The sequence below is a fragment of the Streptomyces sp. Tek67B01 genome, assembly GCF_055231995.1.
Map to the genome: position 1 here is coordinate 5,875,242 of NZ_JBUYUY010000001.1, position 17,923 is coordinate 5,893,164.

Consider the following 17,923-nt stretch of genomic DNA (forward strand, 5'->3'; position numbering starts at 1 on the left):
CGCGATCCGGCTCATGGCCGGCCGAACCCGGGGTCACGTGGCGGGGGTCGGGGCGGTGGGGCGAGAGCGGCTCAGACGGCGGGGTCGCGGTGCTCCGCACAGTCCCGCAGGGCGATCTCCAGCTCCACGTACGACTCCTCCGCCCGCCGGAAAGCGAGCGTCAGCGCCGCCTCCGCGCGCGGCGGCACCTGCTGCCGGGCGCCCTCCTGGGCCTCGTACAACACATCGGCCCAGCGTGCCGCCACGCTGCGCAACCGGGCGAGCAGGGCCTCGGCCTCGGCGGGGCCGGCCGGCCGGGTCCGGGGCAGTTCGGTGAGGGCGTCCAGCATGGCCTGGATGTCGGGCATGTGCGGGGCTCCTCCCGGACCGGAAGATCCACGATACGCGCGGGCCCCACGGCCGGGGCCGGTTCCGTTCACCGCTGCGACGGACGGGCCCGGAGGATCGCCGTACGCCCGTTCCGGCGCGACGAACGGCGCCCGCGCACGCCGGACGGTCGGCGGATGACGCTCGGCGGATGCCGCACACCGCGGGCCGGACGGCGCCCGGTGGTCAGCCGGTCGCCTGCCGCATCAGCAGGTCCCGTAGCTCCCGCGAGTGCCGCCGGCTCACCTGGAGCTCCGCCGACCCGACGCGGACGCTGGTGGTGCCCCCGTCGAGGCGCAGTTCGTCGATCCGGCCGAGTGCCACCAGGTGCCGCCGGTGGATGCGCACGAAGCCGCGGGGCGCCCAGCGTTCCTCCAGCGTCGACAGCGGGATGCGCACCAGGTGGCTGCCGTCGTCGGTGTGCAGCCGGGCGTAGTCGCCCTGTGCCTCGACGTACGCGATGTCGGCGATCGCCACGAAGCGGGTCACCCCGCCCAGTTCGACGGCGATCTGCTCCGCGGACCGGTCGGCGACGGTGACGTCGGGGGCCGGACGGCGCTGTGCGGGGACGACCGGGGGCGGCGACGGGAGCCCGGCCGCGTCCGGCGCGGTCGCGGTCCCGGTCGGCCGGCCCAACTGGGCGCACGCGCGGCGAACGGCTTCCGCCAGCCGCTCCGGACGCACCGGCTTGAGCACGTAGTCCACCGCCTTCAAGTCGAAGGCCTGGACGGCGAAACCCTCGTGCGCGGTGACGAACACGATCAACGGGGGTCGGGCGAACCCGGCCAGCAGCCGGGCGATGTCCAGCCCGGTCAGCCCGGCCATGTGGATGTCGAGGAAGACCACGTCGATGCCGTCGGGGCCGTCCGGGCCGCTCTCCAGTGCCCGAGTGACCCGGCGCAGGGCCTCGGTGGCGTCCGAGGCGCCTTCCGCACTGCTCACGCGCGGGTCGGAGCGCAGCAGGTAGAGGAGTTCCTCCAGGAGGGGCTTCTCGTCGTCGACGGCGAGTACGCGCAGCATGCGGCCGAGTCTAGGTTCCACCGCCGCCGCGGGGAACGGGGGCGGGAGCGGCGGCGGGAAACGGGTGCGCGGCCCCGGCCCTCGGGGGGAGGGGAGGACGGGGGCCGCGCGGTCCGGTGGTCGTTCGGTCGGGCGCCCTACTGCGCCGTGATGAGCTTGCCGTCGGGGGCGACCGCGTACCAGGTGCCGCCCACGCCCTGGCCGTTGGTGTCGCCGGCCTTCTTGTCCCCGGTGAAGGTGTAGACGGGCCAGCAGTTCACCGTCTGCTGCTTCTTGCCGTCGGGGCGGTCCAGCACCAGGTAGTTCTTCTCGATGATGCCCTTGGCGTTCACCTTGTCCACCGGGGGCACCACCGGCCACTTGGCGACGCAGTCGCCCTCGCACTTGGAGACCATCGGCCAGGCGGTGTCCGGCTTGAACCGGTAGACCGTCATCCCGTTGCCGTCGACGATGTGCTCACCGAGCTTGGGGTCCTTCGCCACGGTCAGCGCGTCCGCGGTCCGACCCGCTCCGGCCGGCGCGGTGGCCGGCTTCGCGGCCTTCTTGCCGTCGGGCGCCGAGGCGAACCAGGTGCCGCCCACGCCCTGGCCATTGGTGTCGCCCGCCTTGGTGTCCTTGGCGAACCGGTACACCGGCCAGCCGGCCACCGTGAGCTGCTTGCCGCCGTCGGTGCGCACCACCTCGCCGAGCAGTGACGCGTCCATGCCGGCGGCGGCCGTGGCGTCCCCGGCCGCGACCGCCGGCCAGGCCTTCGCGCAGTCGCCGTCGCAGTTCGACTTGGGCGGCTTGGCGGTGTCCTTGTCGAAGCGGTAGAGGGTGAAACCGGCACTGTCGGTGAGCACCGGGCCCAGCTGGTCGTTGGCGGCGATGGCCAGCTGTCCGGCGCCCTTGGCGCCCGGGGCGCCGGCCGCGGCCGGGTCGGCCCCGTAGGCATCCGCCGCGGGAGCCTGGGAGGCGACGGCCGCGGCGGGCTTGGTCGTGTCGGCCGCCTTGTCGTCGCCACCGCACGCGGTCGCCGTCATGGTGACGACGATCGCGATCGCGGCCAGGGAAGTTCCGCGCTTGATACCCATGTTGATCTCTCCCACGTGTGGTGTCCGCCGAGTCCGTCGTCGGAGCGTCGGCAACTTGTGCAGGACACGTCGTCGGGGGAGCGCTCTGTTCAATCGCGTCGCTGTGTCCTCTTTCACCTATCCCGCGTCGAACCCGGCCCGCCGCAGGGCCGTGACCACAGCGAGGCCCAGGACCCGGTGTCCGTCGTCGTTGGGGTGCAGCCCGTCCGCGAGGTGCTCGGGTCCGAGCAGGTCCCGGCCCGGCAGCAGGGCCAGCCGGCCGTCCCCGGCGGCGATCCGGTCGCGAACGGCGCGCTCCATGGCGTCGCGCAGGGCGCCCAGGGTGGCGCCGAGCCGGTTCGGGACGCGTTCGGCCTCCGGGCGCAGCACGGGGGACAGGAGCAGCAGCGGGGTGTGCGGGTGGCCCTGGCGGACGAGGTCGAGGAAGGCGCGCGTGGTCTCGTAGAGCATCGGGGCGGAGAAGGGCACGCGGGACCAGCAGTTGGTGCCGAAGGCGAGGGTCAGGGCGTCGGCGGGGAGCCCCGCGAGCTGTTCGGCCGTGGCGAGCTCTCCGCGCGCGGCGCCCGCGTACCCGAGATTGACGGTGTCCCAGCCCAGTTCCCGCCCGGCGACGGCGGCCCAGCCGTGGGCGGGGCGCGTGGACCACCAGCCCTCGGTGATCGAGTCGCCGTGCACCACCCAGCGCGGGGCCGGCGGGGCGGGGGAGAGGGGGCCGCCGACACCGCGCACGCCGAGGATCAGCGGCGACTGGGCCTCGGGCGGGTGGACGGTGAACGGCCCCGCGCCGCCCGGCAGGCCCATCCGTACGACGGCCTCCGGGGCCGGGTCGGTCCACACCTCGGTGACCACCCCGTGGCGGTCCCACAGGGCGAAGCCGTGCGCGATGTCGCGCAGCGCGTCGGTGGGCGCGGGCACGGTCGCCCGGTACCGGATCTCCACGGCGTGCGCCCGGCCGGCGGTGAACTCCAGTCGCACCCCGATGGGGATCGCGGCCCGTTCGCCGGTGTCCCAGGGCAGCCGCATGGTGTCCGCCGGGTCGGCGCGCACCGGACGGCCCTCGTCCAACCAGGCCACTCCGCGCAGGAAGGGGCCCGGGTCCTGCCACGCGTCGTCCGCGCCGCTCGCCGCTCTCACGCATCGCCTCCGTCGTCTCGGGTGGGGGAACCGCTTCGACTCGTACCCCGCCGGGGAGGGGTTCGACCGCCGCGGGGCACAAGCCCTGAAAACGGGCTTCGGAGCGGCCTGCGCAGTGATCGATCATCCGCGCGCAACAAAGGACCATCCGGGACAGATCCGCGCAACGATCGTGCGTCAATGTGCAAGGATGGTGCATTACGGGCGGTATCACTCAGCTCGTAGGCTCACTCGCTGTACGTGGAGTGGCGCGGACCGCCTGCTCGGCGGTCCCCCATGCCCAGGCACGCTCCTGCTCGCCTGTTCCTGCTCCGGACTGCTGCGGTCGACGCCTGAGAGTCCCCATCCGCAGTGTCAAAGGAGTCCTTTCGTGCTCGAAACCGGCCAGGCGCCACCGCTCACGTCCGAGCCCAGCAAGCCTGCCCATCCTTTGCTGCGCCGCAAGCCGGTCGAGCAGCTGGTCGCCGAGGGCGGCCAGGGTGAGGGCGGCTCCCTGCGCCGCTCGCTCACCATGTGGCAGCTGACCATGATCAGCATCGGTGCCACCCTGGGCACCGGCATCTTCGTCGTCCTCGGCGAGGCCGCCCCCAAGGCCGGCCCGGCCGTGACGATCTCCTTCGTCATCGCGGGCCTCACCGCCCTGTTCTCGGCCCTCTCCTACGCCGAGCTGGCCGGTTCCGTCCCGGTCTCCGGGTCCTCGTACTCGTACTCCTACGCCACGATGGGCGAGTTCGTCGCCTGGATCTGCGGCTGGTGCCTGGTCCTGGAGTACGCGGTGTCCGTCGCGGCCGTCGCCGTCGGCTGGGGCCAGTACCTCAACGAGCTGCTGGACGGGACCATAGGCGTCACCCTCCCCGAGAAGATCGCGGCCCCGATGGGCGAGGGCGGCTGGATCAACCTGCCCGCGCTGGTCGTGGTCCTGCTCGCCATGGTCTTCCTGATGCGCGGCGCCAAGGAGAGCGCCACGATCAACTCAATCATGGTCGGCGTGAAGATCGTGACGCTCGTGCTCTTCATCGGCATCGGCGTGATGGGCATCAAGTCCGGCAACTACACCCCGCTGGCCCCGCTCGGCGTCACCGGCATCAGCGCCGCCGCCTCCACGCTCTTCTTCTCCTACATCGGCTTCGACGCCGCCTCCACCGCCGGTGAGGAAGCCAAGAACCCGAAGAAGGACCTCCCGCGCGCGATCATGCTCTCCCTGGGCATCGTCACGATCCTGTACGTCCTCGTCGCCTTCGTCGCCGTCGGCGCCATGCCGTGGAAGGACTTCGCGGGCACCGAGGCCGCGCTCGCCCAGATCATGACCAACGTGACCGGCACCAGCGTCTGGGGCGTCGTCCTCGCCGCCGGCGCGGTCGTCGCCATCGCCTCCGTCGTCTTCGCCGTGCTCTACGGCCAGACCCGCATCCTCTTCGCGATGTCCCGCGACGGCCTCGTCCCCAAGGTCTTCGCCAAGGTCGACGCCAAGACCGGCGCGCCCCGCGCCAACGTGGTGATCGTCTCGCTCTTCTGCGGCGCCCTCGCCGCCTTCATCCCCCTGGGCGAGCTCGCGAACGCCACCAGCATCGGCACGCTCTTCGCCTTCGCCCTGGTCAATGTGGCCGTCGTCATCCTGCGCCGCACCAAGCCCGACATGCCGCGCACCTTCAAGGTGGCACTCTTCCCGGTGACGCCGATCCTCGGCTTCCTCGCCTGCGCCTACATGATGTACAGCCTGCCGGGCGCCACGTGGGTCGCGTTCGGTGTCTGGATGGCCGTCGGCCTCGTGGTCTACTTCCTGTACGGCATCCGCCGCTCCCGACTGGCCACAGCAGAAAAGTGATCCACCCGCAGTGCGACTGAACGATCTCGACGAACGCATCGTGCACGCCCTCGCCGAGGACGCCCGGCGTTCCTACGCGGACATCGGCTCCGAGGTCGGGCTCTCCGCCCCCGCCGTGAAGCGGCGCGTGGACCGGCTGCGCGCGGAAGGGGCCATCACCGGTTTCACCGTCCGCGTGGACCCGGCCGCCATGGGCTGGGAGACCGAGGGCTTCATCGAGATCTACTGTCGCCACAACACCTCGCCGGACGACATCCGGCGGGGCCTGGAGCGGTACCCCGAGGTGGTGTCCGCGTCGACCGTCACCGGCGACGCGGACGCCCTCGTCCAGATCTTCGCCTCCGACATGCGCCACTTCGAGCGGGTGCTGGAGCGCATCGCGGGCGAGCCCTTCGTGGAGCGCACCAAGTCGGTCCTGGTCCTCTCCCCGCTGCTGCGCCGCTTCACCTCCGGCGCCCCGGCGTAGCCCCTGCCGGGGCGATCTCCTCGGCCGCCCGGCGCCGAAGACCGCCCGGACAGGGACCTCAAGCCGACTGCGCGACCCGGGCCGGGGTGCGCTCGTCCAGCAGGGCGCGGCGCTCCTCCTCCGTGAGGCCGCCCCACACCCCGAACGGCTCGCGGGTCGTCAGCGCGTGTTCCAGGCAGGCCGCGCGCACCGGGCATCCGGCGCAGACGCGCTTGGCCGCCTCGTCCCGGACCTCGCGGTCCTCGCCCCGCTCTCCGGCGGGGTGGAAGAACCGGCCGGAACCCAGGTCCCGACAGGCGGCACGGGTCTGCCACTGCCAGTAGTGGTGGGCGGAACCCGGCAGGCGGGAGACGTCGGACATGGCGGTTCCTTTCCGTGGGAAGTCGTCGGTATCAGCGCGTGTGACCCCTTCCCCGCCCACTGAAACCCCTTCTCGCGTACGGGAATCCCCGCATTCCGGCTCAGCGGCCGCCGGGGGTGCGAAGTCCGATGAACACCGGCTCGCGGCGCAGGCTGAACCCCATCGACCGGTACAGCCGGATCGCGCCGGTGTTCGCGGCGGCCGCGTGCAGGAAGGGAACGTCCCCGCGCTCGCGGACGCCGGCGGCCACCGCGCGGACCAGCCGCCCGGCCAGTCCCTCGCCCCGGTGCTCGGGAAGCGTGCACACCGCGCTGATCTCCGACCAGCCGGGCGGTCGCATCCGCTCGCCGGCCATCGCGACCAGTCGGCCACCGCGCCGTATCCCGAGGTACGTGCCCAGCTCCACGGTGCGCGGGGCGAACGGCCCCGGCTCGGTCAGGCGCACCAGCTCCAGCATCTCGGGCACGTCGTCCGACCCCAGCCGGACCGCCTCGGGGTCGGCCTCGGCACGTACCGCGCTGCCGTCCAACTGCACGCCCGGTATGGAACGCACCGTCTCCCACCCCTCGGGCGGGGTCGGCAGACCGGTGAGCCAGACCTCTCGGCCCGGGCCGACGAGGGCCGCCAGGTCCGCCCACGCCCTCGGGTCCGTCGGATCGGCGAGGGCGGCGAAGGGGTTGGCGTCCGGCAGGTAGCGGGCCGCGCGTCCGGCCACCTCGGCGTAGGCGCGGTGCGTACCCGTCAGGGCGGCCCAGACCGGGTTGTCGAGGGGGTGGGTGACGCCGGCGGCGGCGAGGGTGTCCGAGTCGGGGGCCATGGAGGGCGGGTCCTTCGGGTCGGAGGCGTGTGGCATCGGCCGTCCCCCTTCCCGACGGCCCTGAGGGACGCCATGACGCTGCGGGACACGGCCACGGACGTCAGCGCCCCACCGGGGCGGTTTATGCCCCGGGGCCGGGAGCGCGAGGGATGGCCCCGGCCATGAGGCCCCCTCGCCGCCCGCCGCGCCCGCCGCCCGCCGCGCCCGCCGGCCGAGCCGGCGTCCCGGGAGGGAATTCCGCGCCGGCCGGGTACGCGCGTACCCTCGTACCCGCGCCCTTCGCGCGCCCACGCCGTCGCGACGACGGGACCCGACACAGGCCCGCACGCCGGCCGTGCAACGAATCTCCGCGGCAGTCGCGAAACACGCAACGAATCGGTGCTCCGAGCGCAACGGACACGTCTTGTCGCGGTCGAACGGACGAACGTACCGTCTAAGGACACCCTCCCCACCCGTCACAGAGGTACGCCCATGCCCCCGCTGCGCACCGCTCTCCTCCAGAGCTCCGGAGTCCTCGGCCACCCCGCCGAGAACCTCAAGAGGCTCGACGAGGCCGCGGCGCGCGCCGCACAGGGCGGGGCCGGGCTCCTCGTGACCTCGGAGATGTTCCTGACCGGCTACGCGCTGGACCTCCAGGACATCCCCGGGCTCGCCGAACCGGCCGACGGCCCGTCCGCCGTCGCCATCGGCGAGATCGCCCGCCGCCACGGGGTAGCCGTCCTGTACGGCTACCCCGAGCGGGCGGGCGAGGCGGTCTACAACTCGGCGCAGCTCATCGGTCCCGACGGGAGCGCGCTCGCGAACTACCGAAAGACCCATCTCTTCGGCTGCTTCGAACAGGACGCCTTCACCCCCGGCGACACCCCCGTCGTCCAGGCGGACCTGAACGGCCTCCGCGTCGGCGTCATGATCTGCTACGACGTGGAGTTCCCCGAGAACGTCCGGGCCCACGCGCTCGCCGGGACCGACCTCCTCCTGGTCCCCACCGCGCAGATGCACCCGTTCCAGTTCGTCGCCGAACAGCTGGTACCGGTACGGGCCTTCGAGAACCAGATGTACGTCGCGTACGTCAACCGCACGGGCCCCGAGGGCGAGTTCGAGTTCGTCGGCCTCAGCTGCCTGGCCAGTCCTGACGGGGTCACCCGCACGCGGGCCGGCCGCGGCGAGGAGCTGGTCCTCGGTGACGTGGACCCCGAGCTGCTGCGGGTCTCGCGCGAGACCAATCCGTACCTGCGCGACCGCCGTCCCGGGCTCTACGCCTCCCTCGTCTGAGCCCTCCCCCTCCCCGCCCGCCCCACCTGTCACAGTCCGTTCGCAAGGAGCCGTACCCCATGACGTCCACGGTGCCCCCCGCCGTCCCGCACAGCGACGGACAGCCCCCGATCACCATGTTCGGTCCGGACTTCCCGTACGCGTACGACGACTTCCTCGCCCACCCGGCGGGGCTCGGCCAGGTACCGGCGACCGAGCACGGCACCGAGGTCGCCGTCATCGGCGGCGGGCTGTCCGGCATCATCTCCGCCTACGAGCTGATGAAGATGGGCCTCAAGCCCGTCGTGTACGAGGCCGACCAGATCGGTGGCAGGCTGCGGACCGTCGGGTTCGACGGCCCGGGCACGGACGGCCTCACGGCCGAGATGGGCGCGATGCGCTTCCCGCCGTCCTCCACGGCCCTCCAGCACTACATCGACCTCGTCGGCCTGGTCACGGAGCCCTTCCCGAACCCGCTCGCCGAGGCCACCCCCTCGACGGTCGTCGACCTCAAGGGCGAGACCCACTACGCCGAGACCATCGCCGACCTCCCGCAGGTCTACCGCGACGTGTCCGCCGCGTGGAACGCCTGCCTCGAAGAGGGCGCCGACTTCTCCGACATGAACCAGGCGATGCGCGAACGGGACGTCCCGCGCATCCGTGAGATCTGGGCGAAGCTCGTCGAGAAGCTCGACGACGAGACCTTCTACGGCTTCCTCTGCAAGTCCGAGGCCTTCCAGTCCTTCCGCAAGCGCGAGATCTTCGGCCAGGTCGGCTTCGGCACCGGCGGTTGGGACACCGACTTCCCGAACTCCATCCTGGAGATCCTGCGCGTCGTCTACACCGAGGCGGACGACCACCACCGCGGCATCGTCGGCGGCTCGCAGCAGCTGCCGCTGCGCCTGTGGGAGCGCGAGCCGGAGAAGATCGTCCACTGGGCCCAGGGCACCTCGCTGTCCTCCCTGCACGACGGCACCCCGCGCCCGGCCGTGACCCGCCTGCACCGCACGGCCGGCAACCGCATCACGGTCACGGACGCCTCGGGCGACATCCGCACCTACCGGGCCGCGATCTTCACCGCCCAGTCCTGGATGCTGCTGTCCAAGATCGCGTGTGACGACTCGCTGTTCCCGATCGACCACTGGACCGCGATGGAGCGCACCCACTACATGGAGAGCTCCAAGCTCTTCATCCCGGTGGACCGCCCGTTCTGGCTGGACAAGGACGAAGAGACGGGCCGCGACGTCATGTCGATGACCCTGACGGACCGCATGACCCGCGGCACCTACCTCCTGGACAACGGCCCGGACAAGCCCGCCGTCATCTGCCTGTCGTACACCTGGTGCGACGACAGCCTGAAGTGGCTGCCGCTGTCCGCGAACGAGCGGATGGAGGTCATGCTGAAGTCCCTCGGCGAGATCTACCCGAAGGTCGACATCCGCCGCCACATCATCGGCAACCCGGTGACGGTGTCCTGGGAGAACGAGCCCTACTTCATGGGCGCGTTCAAGGCGAACCTGCCTGGCCACTACCGCTACCAGCGCCGGCTGTTCACCCACTTCATGCAGGACAGCCTCCCCGAGGACAAGCGCGGCATCTTCCTCGCGGGCGACGACATCTCCTGGACGGCGGGTTGGGCCGAGGGCGCGGTCCAGACGGCCCTCAACGCCGTCTGGGGCGTGATGCACCACCTGGGCGGCTCCACCGACGCCACCAACCCCGGCCCGGGCGACGTCTACGACGAGATCGCCCCGGTCGCACTCCCCGAGGACTGACCCGTCCCGGCCCCCGATCACGGGCCGCCCCCGCGCTCCCCCCGGCGCGGCGGCGGCCCGTCCTCATACCCGGGTGGCGAGGGCCCGGGCCGCGCGGGGTCCGGGGGGCGTCGGGGTCAGCAGGCAGCGGCCCACCAGGCCGACGCTCGCGTCGAGGGTTTCGCGGAACTCCTCGGCCAGTTCCGGGGAGCGGCGCAACGTCCACAGGAGACGGGCCGCCGCCCATGCTCCCGAGCGGGCGCGGTCCAGGCTCCAGGAGCCGAGCAGGTGCGTCAGCGGGTCGGCGACCTCCAGTAGGTCGGGGCCCGGCATCAGGTCCTCGCGGATGCGCTCCTCCAGGGAGACCAGGACGTCCCCGACCCGGTCGAAGTCCGCTTCCAGGGCCCCCGGTTCGCAGCGCAGCCGGTGACAGGTGGCGACCACCGCCAGCGCCAGGTCGTGGCCGATGTGCGCGTTGATCCCGGCCAGCGCGTGCTGGAGCGGGCGGACGCCGGGGTGGCGGCGGTACTGGAGCAGGGGCCGCCAGCAGGCGGGGGCGCGATCCGCCTCCACCGCCGCCAGGTAGCGCTCGGCGAAGCGGACCGTCAGGGTCTGGGCCCGGCGCGGCGCGGGGAAGTCCCCGTCCCGGACGCGCCGCTGGAGCGTCTCCGTCACCGTCAGGTAGACCCGGTTGAAGACGGCGACACCGTCCTGCGCGGGCAGCCGCTCGTCCAGGGCGCGCATCCGCGCGAGCACCGCTTCCATGGGAGGCAGCGTCGCAGCCGGGGCCGCCCGATCGGGGAACTTGGCCGTACGCTTCCCCGGTTCGGGCGAAACTCCGTCAACCGCGCGTGTCCGCGGCGCCTTGGTCGTCGTAGGCGGAGGTGCCCGCGTCGAGCAGCGGTCCCTGCTCCTTCAGGTGCGCGGGGGCGAGGTACCGCAGCACGTGGTAGCCGGTGATCACCACGATCGTGCCCAGTGCGATGCCGCCCAGCTCGAACGTGCCGGCGATGTGCAGCTTGACGCCGCCGATGCCGATGACGATGCCCGCCGCGGCCGGGACCAGGTTCAGCGGATTGCGCAGGTCCACTCCGGCGGTCAGCCAGATCTGGGCGCCGAGCAGGCCGATCATCCCGTACAGGATCACGGTGATGCCGCCGAGCACCCCGCCGGGAATCGCGGCGACGACCGCCCCGAACTTCGGGCACAGGCCGAACAGCAGGGCGAAGCCCGCCGCCGCCCAGTAAGCCGCCGTCGAGTAGACGCGGGTGGCCGCCATGACGCCGATGTTCTCGGAGTAGGTGGTGTTCGGGGGACCACCGAGCGCGGTGGACAACATGGAGGCCGCGCCGTCGGCCGCGATGGCGATGCCCAGCTTGTCGTCGAGCTGGTCGCCGGTCATCTCGCCGACGGCCTTGATGTGTCCGGCGTTCTCCGCGACGAGGGCGATGACGACGGGCAGCGCGATGAGGATCGCCGACCATTCGAACGCCGGGGCCTGGAAGGACGGCAGGCCGATCCAGTCGGCCTTCGTGACCGCGGAGAGGTCCAGGCGCCAGTGGTCGACGGCCGGTCCGCCGCCCGTCGTCGAGTGGATCTTGCCGAAGGCGAGGTCGAGGAGCCAGGAGATCCCGTAGCCGAAGAGCAGACCGAGGAAGATCGCGATCCGGGACCAGAACCCGCGCAGACACACCACGGCCAGACCGGTGAAGATCATCGTCGACAAGGCCGTCCACTGGTCCTGCGGCCAGTACGTCGACGCGGTCACCGGCGCCAGGTTGAACCCGATCAGCATCACCACCGCGCCCGTGACCACCGGCGGCATCACCGCGTGGATGATCCGGGCCCCGAAGCGCTGCACGGCCACACCCGCGAGGAAGAGCGCCAGCCCGACGACGAACACCGCGCCCGTGACGACCGCGCTGTCACCGCCGCCCGCCCGGATCGCCGCGGCCACACCCACGAACGAGAGGGAGCAGCCCAGGTACGAGGGCACCCGGCCGCGCGTCGCCAGCAGGAAGACGACGGTCGCGACGCCCGACATCATGATGGCGAGGTTCGGGTCCAGACCCATCAGGACCGGCGCGACGAAACTCGCGCCGAACATCGCCACCACGTGCTGGGCGCCGAGCCCGGCGGTCCGCGGCCACGACAGCCGCTCGTCCGGCCGGACCACCGCGCCGGGGGCGGGCGTCCGCCCGTCACCGTGCAGGGTCCAGCCCACGCCGAAGCCCATGTCCACCACTTCCGTTCCGCCGCCCGATCACCGATATTGGCTGCACGCGGTCAAACGCTCACGCGGGCCGGCGGACATCCTACGGGCGGACAGCAGCCGGTTCGGTCCGATCGGCCGGGCCGTCGCCCTCCTCGCCCGGCGGCCGGCGCCGCAGCACCGCCGCGCCCACGACCAGGGCGAACGCCAGCAGCGTGACCAAGGCGAACGACACCACCAGCGAGGTCGCGTCCGCCACCGCCCCGATCGCCGACGGGGCGATCAGGCCCGAGGTGTACGTGATCGTCGCCACCCCCGCGAGGGCCTGCGCCGGGGCGGGCCCACTGCGCGCCGCCGCCGCGAAGGCCAACGGCACCACCACCGCGATGCCCAGCCCGATCAGGGCGAACCCCGCCAGGGCGCCGGCCGGGTGCCGGACCGCCACCACAGCCAGCCCGCCCGCGGTGGCCAGCAGTCCGCCGGCCCGCACGGTGCGGACCGGGCCGAAGCGGTCGACCACCCGGTCCCCGGCGAGCCGCGCGACCGCCATGGTCAGGGCGAAGGCGGTGGTGCAGGCGGCCGCGAGGCCCGCGTCCGTGTGCAGGACCTCGCGCAGGTAGACGGCCGACCAGTCCAGGCCCGCGCCTTCGGCGAAGACCGCGCAGAATCCCACCGCGCCGATGAGCAGCGCGGACTTGGGCGGCAGCGTGAAGTGGGGCGGCGCCTCGGCCTCCGCGTCGCCGGGCGGGTCCAGGACGCCCCGTACGGCGAACAGCCCCGCCGCCGTCAGGGCGAGCGCCGCGACGAGGTGGTGCGGTCGGGCGTCGGTTCCCGCGTGCGCCGCGACCGTACCGGCCGCCGAGCCGATCAGCGTCCCCACGCTCCACATGCCGTGCAGGGAGGACATGATCGAGCGGCCGAGCCGGTCCTCGGTCTCCACGCCGAGCGCGTTCATCGCCACGTCGGCCATGCCGGAGGTCGCCCCGTAGACGAACAGGGTGCAGCAGAGGGCGGGCAGGCCGGGGGCGAGGCTCGGGAGGGCGAGCGACAGGGTCCACAGGGCCAGCAGGCCGCGCAGCGCGGTACGCGCCCCGAACCGGTGGTTGATCCGTCCGGCGAGCGGCATCGCCAGGGCCGCGCCGAGTGCGGGGAAGGCGAGGGCCAGGCCCAACGCGCCCGCGCCCAGCCCGGCGTGGTCCTGGATCCAGGGGATGCGGGTGGCGAACGAGCCGGTCACCGCGCCGTGGACGCAGAAGACGGCGGCTACCGCGAACCGGGCGCGGCGCAGCCGCGCGGGGGTGAGGGCCGTGTCCCCGTTCGTCATGCCGCCAACCTAACCGGTGGTTGCCGTGCCGACTGCCGTGCGCTGCGGCGCCGCCCGCGCGGGCCTTTGCGGGGCTCCACCCCGGACCCTGCGCCTCAATCGCCGGCGGGGCTGGATTTGCCCGGGCGGCTGGGCCGGTCAATGGGCCGTCTTCAGGAACTCCGCGAAGCTCTGCCGCCCCACGGCCCGCGACGGCGCCAAGTGGCCGCCCCGGCGGAACGCCGCGTACGCCTTGCCCGCCAGCGGCACCCGCACCACCCGCCGACGTCGGCCCGTCGCCGCGAGCCGGGCTCGGACCAGCTCCGCCGACGTGAGGATCTGCGGCCCGCCCATGTCCGGGACCCGCCCCGCCGGCGCCGGCGCCGCCAGCTCCGCGAGCCGGTCCGCGACCTCCCCCACGGCGATCGGCTGCACCCGTACGCCCTTCGGCACCGGCACCACCGGCAACTTGCCCAGCGCGTCGGCGGCCTGCGCCACCAGGTCGTGGAACTGGGTCGTCCGCAGGATCGTGAGACCCAGCCCCGATTCCTCCAGCATCCGTTCCACCTTGAGCTTCGTCACGTAGTAGCCGAACGGCACCACGTCCACCCCGACGATCGAGATGTAGACGATGTTGGTGACGGTCCCCGACCGCCGGGCCGCTTCGATCAGGTGCCCGGCCGCCACGTCGTCGCCGCCCCGGGGCGAGCTCGCGCAGTGCACGACGACCTCCACGCCCGCCATGGCCGCGTCCAGCCCGCTGCCGTCCCGCAGATCGACGGGATACTCCTTCGCGTGCCGGCTCAGGACGCGGACCTCGTGGCCCGCCTCCCGCAGCCGGGAGACGACGAGCGCCCCGAGGTTGCCGGTACCTCCGGTGACCAGGATCGTGCTCATGGCGGTGTGCGTCCTTTCCGGGAGAAGTGCGTTCACCAGCCAGGACCGGACAGCCTCCCCGGATGTGACAGCTGTCGCCGCAGGAATTCCAGCTTCTCCGGGTTCAGGACCGCCCGCATGCCGGTCACCAGCCCGTCCGGCCCGTCCCCGAACTCGACGACCAGCACGCTCACCTCGCCGAACACCAGCGCGGGCGTCCCGTTGACCTCCGCCAGGGCGACCGGCAGGTCCGACGCGAACTTCTCCAGCACGCCCACCAGGAACCGGGCCACCTTGTCCCGCCCCACGATCGGCCGCCGCGCCGCGCTGACCACACCACCGCCGTCCGACACCAACCGGGCGTCGGCGCTCAGCAGGGTCTCCAGCCGCGCCACGTCACCGTCGCGCGCGGCCGCCAAGAAGGTGTCCACCAGGTCCTGCCAGTGCCGCGGGTCCGGTGGCCGCAGACGCGGACGCTCGGCCTCCACCCGCTGGGCCGCACGCCGGTACAGCTGGCGGCAGTTGGCCTCGGTGAGGTCGAGCAGTTCGGCGATCTCCCGGTGCCCGTAGGCGAACGCCTCGCGCAGTACGTACACCGCCCGCTCCACCGGCGTGAGCCGCTCAAGCAGCACGAGCAGGGCCATGGAGACGCTGTCCCGCCGCTCCGCCGAGTCCAGCGGGCCGAGCGTGCCGTCCGAGGTGAGCACCGGCTCGGGCAGCCAGGGGCCGACGTACTCCTCGCGCCGGGCCCGGGCCGAGGTCAGGCGGGTCAGGCACAGACGGGTCACGGTCTTCGCGAGCCAGGCGCCGGGGTGCTCGACGTCGCCCCGGTCGGCCGCGCTCCAGCGCAGGTACGCGTCCTGCACGGTGTCCTCGGCCTCGTGCGCGGAGCCCAGCATCCGGTAGGCGATGCCGAACATCCGCCCCCGGTGTTCCTCGAAGTCCGCCGCGGAGGCGGGTGCGGGCGTGTTCACCGGAGCAGCGTACGCGGGAGGGCCCGGTGGCCGCCGGGCCACCGGGTCCTGACCTTCATTCACCCCGGGTGTCAGCAGGCACCCTGGTCCTTCCAGACGCCCCAGTCGCCCGTGGTGCCGGGCTCCTCGTTCTGCGTCCACCACTGGGCCTTCCAGGTGTGGCCCTTGTGGGAGACGAGGTTCCCGCTGTTGTAGACCGTGCCCGCGACGTACGCCGCGGCGGTGCAGGTCCCGCCGGGGGGCGTGGTGGGCGGAGTGGTCGGCGGCGTCGTGGTCGGCGGCGTCGTGGTCGGTGGCGTCGTGGGGGGCGTGGTCGGGGGCTGGGTTCCGGCGCCCGGCTCGACCACCGTCGTGCCGCGCGCCAGATCGCCGACGAGGGCGTAGGTGGTGCCGGAGATGTTCACCGTCCAGTTGGAGGGTGTGGAGACCGGCAGGTAGTAGTTGAACGCCAGGTCCACCGAGGCGCCGGGAGCCAGCGTCTGCCAGGCCGGCAGCTTCAGTGAGACCCGCTGGAAGTCGCCCTTGAGGCCACCGACGTTGTTGCCGCTGTGGCCGGTGCCGATCACCTTGGTGCCGAAGCCGGACTGGTCCGAGGCGTTGGCCGGGGCAGAGGTCCCGTAGTCGAACTGGAACTCGGTGCCGCCGGGCAGCGTGGCCTTCGTGTTGTTCGTGATCCTCAGCTTCGGGGTGATCGGGTAGTTGGAGTCGCCCAGCTTGAAATCGGTGAACTCCGTCTTGATGTCCACGGCCTGGGCCGGCAGCGCGCTGCCCGCCGTCTTCGCCCCGTACGGCGCCGCCGACTTGAACTTCTCGTACATCGTCGTGGTGAGCGTGTCGCCCATCTCGTACTGGCCCTTGGCGGCGTTGTAGCCGTAGTCGCCCGCCAGCTCCCAGACCATCGTGCCGCCGATGCCCTTGTCCACCACGTAGTCGGCCTTGGCGGCGACGGACTGCTCGTCCTCCGTCGACAGGAAGACCTTCTTCTGGTCGTTCCACAGCCATGGCGCCACCAGCGTGGAGTCGTACTTGCGAACGTAGCTGCCGGTCAGGGTGGTGTTCGCGGAGAAGCCGTACTTCGTGACGTAGTCGCCGACGACGCCCTTCTCCAGGTTCTTCGCGTGCCACATCGGGTTGGAACCGGCCGGGGACTCCTTGCCCGCCGTGTCCAGGTCGTGCCACAGGTTGTCGATGCCGACCGCGCCGTCACCGCACTTGGTCAGTCCCGCGCCGGCCGGACAGTCGGTGGCCGGGGCCTTGCCCCACAGGCCGTCGGTGCCGCCCTGCACGTTCTTGAACCCGCGGGTGTAGTACGGCAGGCCCATGTTGACGCGGCCGGCGGGCATCGAGCCGCGGAAGTAGTGGTAGGCCCAGTCGGAGTTCAGGTACCCGATGCCGCCGTACTGGGAGGTTGAGTAGACGCCCGCGGCGGCCAGTTCGCCGTCCTTGCCGTCGTCGAAGAGGGAGGCGTTGGGGCCGACGTACTCGTTCCAGGCGCCGTGCAGGTCGTAGGACATGATGTTGACGTAGTCCAGGTACTTCTGCATCTGGAACGTCTCCATGCCCCGCAGCAGGTAGCCGGAGGAGGGCGCGGCGACCGAGAGCAGGTAGTGCCTGCCGTCGGTGGCGCCCGCGCGGTCGAGCTTCTCGCGCAGCGACTTCATCAGCGCGGCGTAACCCTTGACCAGACCGGCCCGGCGGCCGTTGGAGAGCTGCCAGTCGAGGGGGTTGCCCGCGTCCTTCATCGTCGTGGGGTACTCGTAGTCGATGTCGACGCCGTTGAAGCCGTACTTGCGGATGAACGCGACGGAGGAGTCGGCGAAGGTGTCGATGCCGGCCTGGTTGACGGAACCGTCGGCGTTGGTGGCCATCGAGTAGAAACCGCCGGAGGCGACCCGGTTGCCGTCGTCGCCGAAGTAGCCACCGGTCTCCGCCCAGCCGCCCACCGAGATCAGCGTCTTGACGTTGGGGTACTGCTTCTTGAATTTGTTCAGCAGGTTGAAGTGGCCCTTGTAGGGGAGGGCCGGGTCCATCTCGGCGCCGGCGACGCCTGGCCAGGTCATCCCGGTGGCGGCGTTGTTCGCGTTGTCCGCGCTGACCGAGATCTTGTTGTCGGAACCGACGTGGGCGAAGGCGTAGTTCACGTGGGTGACCTTGGACCACGGGACGTTGTTGGCGAGGTAGGCGGGGGTGCCGTCCTTGCCGGTACGCCAGCCGGTGAAGTAGCCGATGACCCGGCGCTGGTGGTCGGCGCCCATCTTCTCGCGGCCTTCGGAGTCGTAGACCGAGCAGTACGGGACGTCGACACCGGGCGTGGTGTACAGCCCGTCGGGGCGGCAGCCCTGGTTGTCGGCGGCCTGGGAGACGCCCGTCGAGAGCCCTGCGACCAGCAGTCCGGCGATCGCGGCGCCGGATGCCAGGAGCATCGCTCTCGTACGTGTGGGGGACGGCATGGTGCCTCCTGGGGAGGGGAGGATGGCAGGACACGACGGCT

The 17,923-nt window shown here is 72.2% G+C and carries 16 protein-coding genes; 4 read left to right on the top strand and 12 right to left on the bottom strand.

Annotated elements, in window-relative coordinates:
* Nucleotides 1–71 precede the first annotated feature (71 nt).
* The 4 genes from ACV7NM_RS26490 to ACV7NM_RS26505 all read right to left on the bottom strand — a co-directional run bounded on the left by ACV7NM_RS26490 (nucleotide 72) and on the right by ACV7NM_RS26505 (nucleotide 3,593).
* Nucleotides 72–347 (bottom strand): hypothetical protein, encoded by a 276-nt coding sequence (locus ACV7NM_RS26490; protein WP_463412619.1) that lies wholly within the window; start codon nucleotides 345–347, stop codon nucleotides 72–74.
* Between the two features lie 205 nt (nucleotides 348–552).
* Nucleotides 553–1,386 (bottom strand): LytR/AlgR family response regulator transcription factor, encoded by an 834-nt coding sequence (locus ACV7NM_RS26495; protein WP_463412620.1) that lies wholly within the window; start codon nucleotides 1,384–1,386, stop codon nucleotides 553–555.
* A 137-nt stretch (nucleotides 1,387–1,523) separates the two neighbouring features.
* Entirely contained in the window at nucleotides 1,524–2,459 is a 936-nt protein-coding gene (locus ACV7NM_RS26500; protein ID WP_463412621.1) for an SCO0930 family lipoprotein, read from the bottom strand.
* Between the two features lie 117 nt (nucleotides 2,460–2,576).
* Nucleotides 2,577–3,593, bottom strand: coding sequence for a GDSL-type esterase/lipase family protein (locus ACV7NM_RS26505; RefSeq protein ID WP_463412622.1), 1,017 nt, complete (start codon nucleotides 3,591–3,593; stop codon nucleotides 2,577–2,579).
* Nucleotides 3,594–3,963: 370 nt separating this feature from the next.
* Between ACV7NM_RS26505 and ACV7NM_RS26510 the strand changes: the two genes are divergently transcribed.
* Together ACV7NM_RS26510 and ACV7NM_RS26515 are read left to right on the top strand one after the other, a co-directional pair.
* Nucleotides 3,964–5,418 carry an amino acid transporter gene (locus ACV7NM_RS26510; RefSeq protein ID WP_463412623.1) on the top strand — a complete coding sequence of 485 codons (1,455 nt, stop codon included), beginning with the start codon at nucleotides 3,964–3,966 and terminating at the stop codon, nucleotides 5,416–5,418.
* A gap of 10 nt (nucleotides 5,419–5,428) precedes the next feature.
* A complete protein-coding gene (locus ACV7NM_RS26515) occupies nucleotides 5,429–5,884 on the top strand; it encodes an Lrp/AsnC family transcriptional regulator (RefSeq protein WP_030027017.1) in 456 nt (151 codons plus the stop codon).
* 58 nt (nucleotides 5,885–5,942) lie between these two features.
* On the opposite strand, the gene ACV7NM_RS26520 is transcribed toward ACV7NM_RS26515, so the two are convergent.
* Together ACV7NM_RS26520 and ACV7NM_RS26525 are read right to left on the bottom strand one after the other, a co-directional pair.
* Entirely contained in the window at nucleotides 5,943–6,245 is a 303-nt protein-coding gene (locus tag ACV7NM_RS26520; RefSeq protein ID WP_463412624.1) for a WhiB family transcriptional regulator, read from the bottom strand.
* 100 nt (nucleotides 6,246–6,345) lie between these two features.
* The gene (locus ACV7NM_RS26525; RefSeq protein WP_463414075.1) at nucleotides 6,346–7,062 is read right to left on the bottom strand and encodes a GNAT family N-acetyltransferase; all 717 of its coding nucleotides are present in this window, start codon (nucleotides 7,060–7,062) and stop codon (nucleotides 6,346–6,348) included.
* Nucleotides 7,063–7,533: 471 nt separating this feature from the next.
* Between ACV7NM_RS26525 and ACV7NM_RS26530 the strand changes: the two genes are divergently transcribed.
* Together ACV7NM_RS26530 and ACV7NM_RS26535 are read left to right on the top strand one after the other, a co-directional pair.
* Nucleotides 7,534–8,334, top strand: coding sequence for a carbon-nitrogen hydrolase family protein (locus ACV7NM_RS26530; protein WP_463412625.1), 801 nt, complete (start codon nucleotides 7,534–7,536; stop codon nucleotides 8,332–8,334).
* Nucleotides 8,335–8,393: 59 nt separating this feature from the next.
* Nucleotides 8,394–10,088 (top strand): flavin monoamine oxidase family protein, encoded by a 1,695-nt coding sequence (locus ACV7NM_RS26535; protein ID WP_463412626.1) that lies wholly within the window; start codon nucleotides 8,394–8,396, stop codon nucleotides 10,086–10,088.
* A 63-nt stretch (nucleotides 10,089–10,151) separates the two neighbouring features.
* Here the strand turns inward: ACV7NM_RS26535 and ACV7NM_RS26540 are convergent, their stop codons facing one another.
* From ACV7NM_RS26540 to ACV7NM_RS26565, 6 genes are all read right to left on the bottom strand, one after another.
* Nucleotides 10,152–10,832: a DUF5995 family protein gene (locus tag ACV7NM_RS26540; protein ID WP_463412627.1), complete on the bottom strand. Its 681-nt coding sequence runs from the start codon at nucleotides 10,830–10,832 to the stop codon at nucleotides 10,152–10,154.
* 76 nt (nucleotides 10,833–10,908) lie between these two features.
* On the bottom strand, nucleotides 10,909–12,303 hold the full coding sequence (locus ACV7NM_RS26545; RefSeq protein WP_463414076.1) for a uracil-xanthine permease family protein: 1,395 nt from the start codon (nucleotides 12,301–12,303) through the stop codon (nucleotides 10,909–10,911).
* 79 nt (nucleotides 12,304–12,382) lie between these two features.
* Nucleotides 12,383–13,603, bottom strand: coding sequence for an MFS transporter (locus ACV7NM_RS26550; protein WP_463412628.1), 1,221 nt, complete (start codon nucleotides 13,601–13,603; stop codon nucleotides 12,383–12,385).
* Between the two features lie 138 nt (nucleotides 13,604–13,741).
* Nucleotides 13,742–14,479, bottom strand: coding sequence for an SDR family oxidoreductase (locus ACV7NM_RS26555; RefSeq protein WP_463412629.1), 738 nt, complete (start codon nucleotides 14,477–14,479; stop codon nucleotides 13,742–13,744).
* 32 nt (nucleotides 14,480–14,511) lie between these two features.
* The gene (locus tag ACV7NM_RS26560; RefSeq protein WP_463412630.1) at nucleotides 14,512–15,432 is read right to left on the bottom strand and encodes an RNA polymerase sigma-70 factor; all 921 of its coding nucleotides are present in this window, start codon (nucleotides 15,430–15,432) and stop codon (nucleotides 14,512–14,514) included.
* A gap of 71 nt (nucleotides 15,433–15,503) precedes the next feature.
* Nucleotides 15,504–17,882 (bottom strand): chitinase C-terminal domain-containing protein, encoded by a 2,379-nt coding sequence (locus tag ACV7NM_RS26565; RefSeq protein WP_463412631.1) that lies wholly within the window; start codon nucleotides 17,880–17,882, stop codon nucleotides 15,504–15,506.
* Between the last annotated feature and the right edge of the window lie 41 nt (nucleotides 17,883–17,923).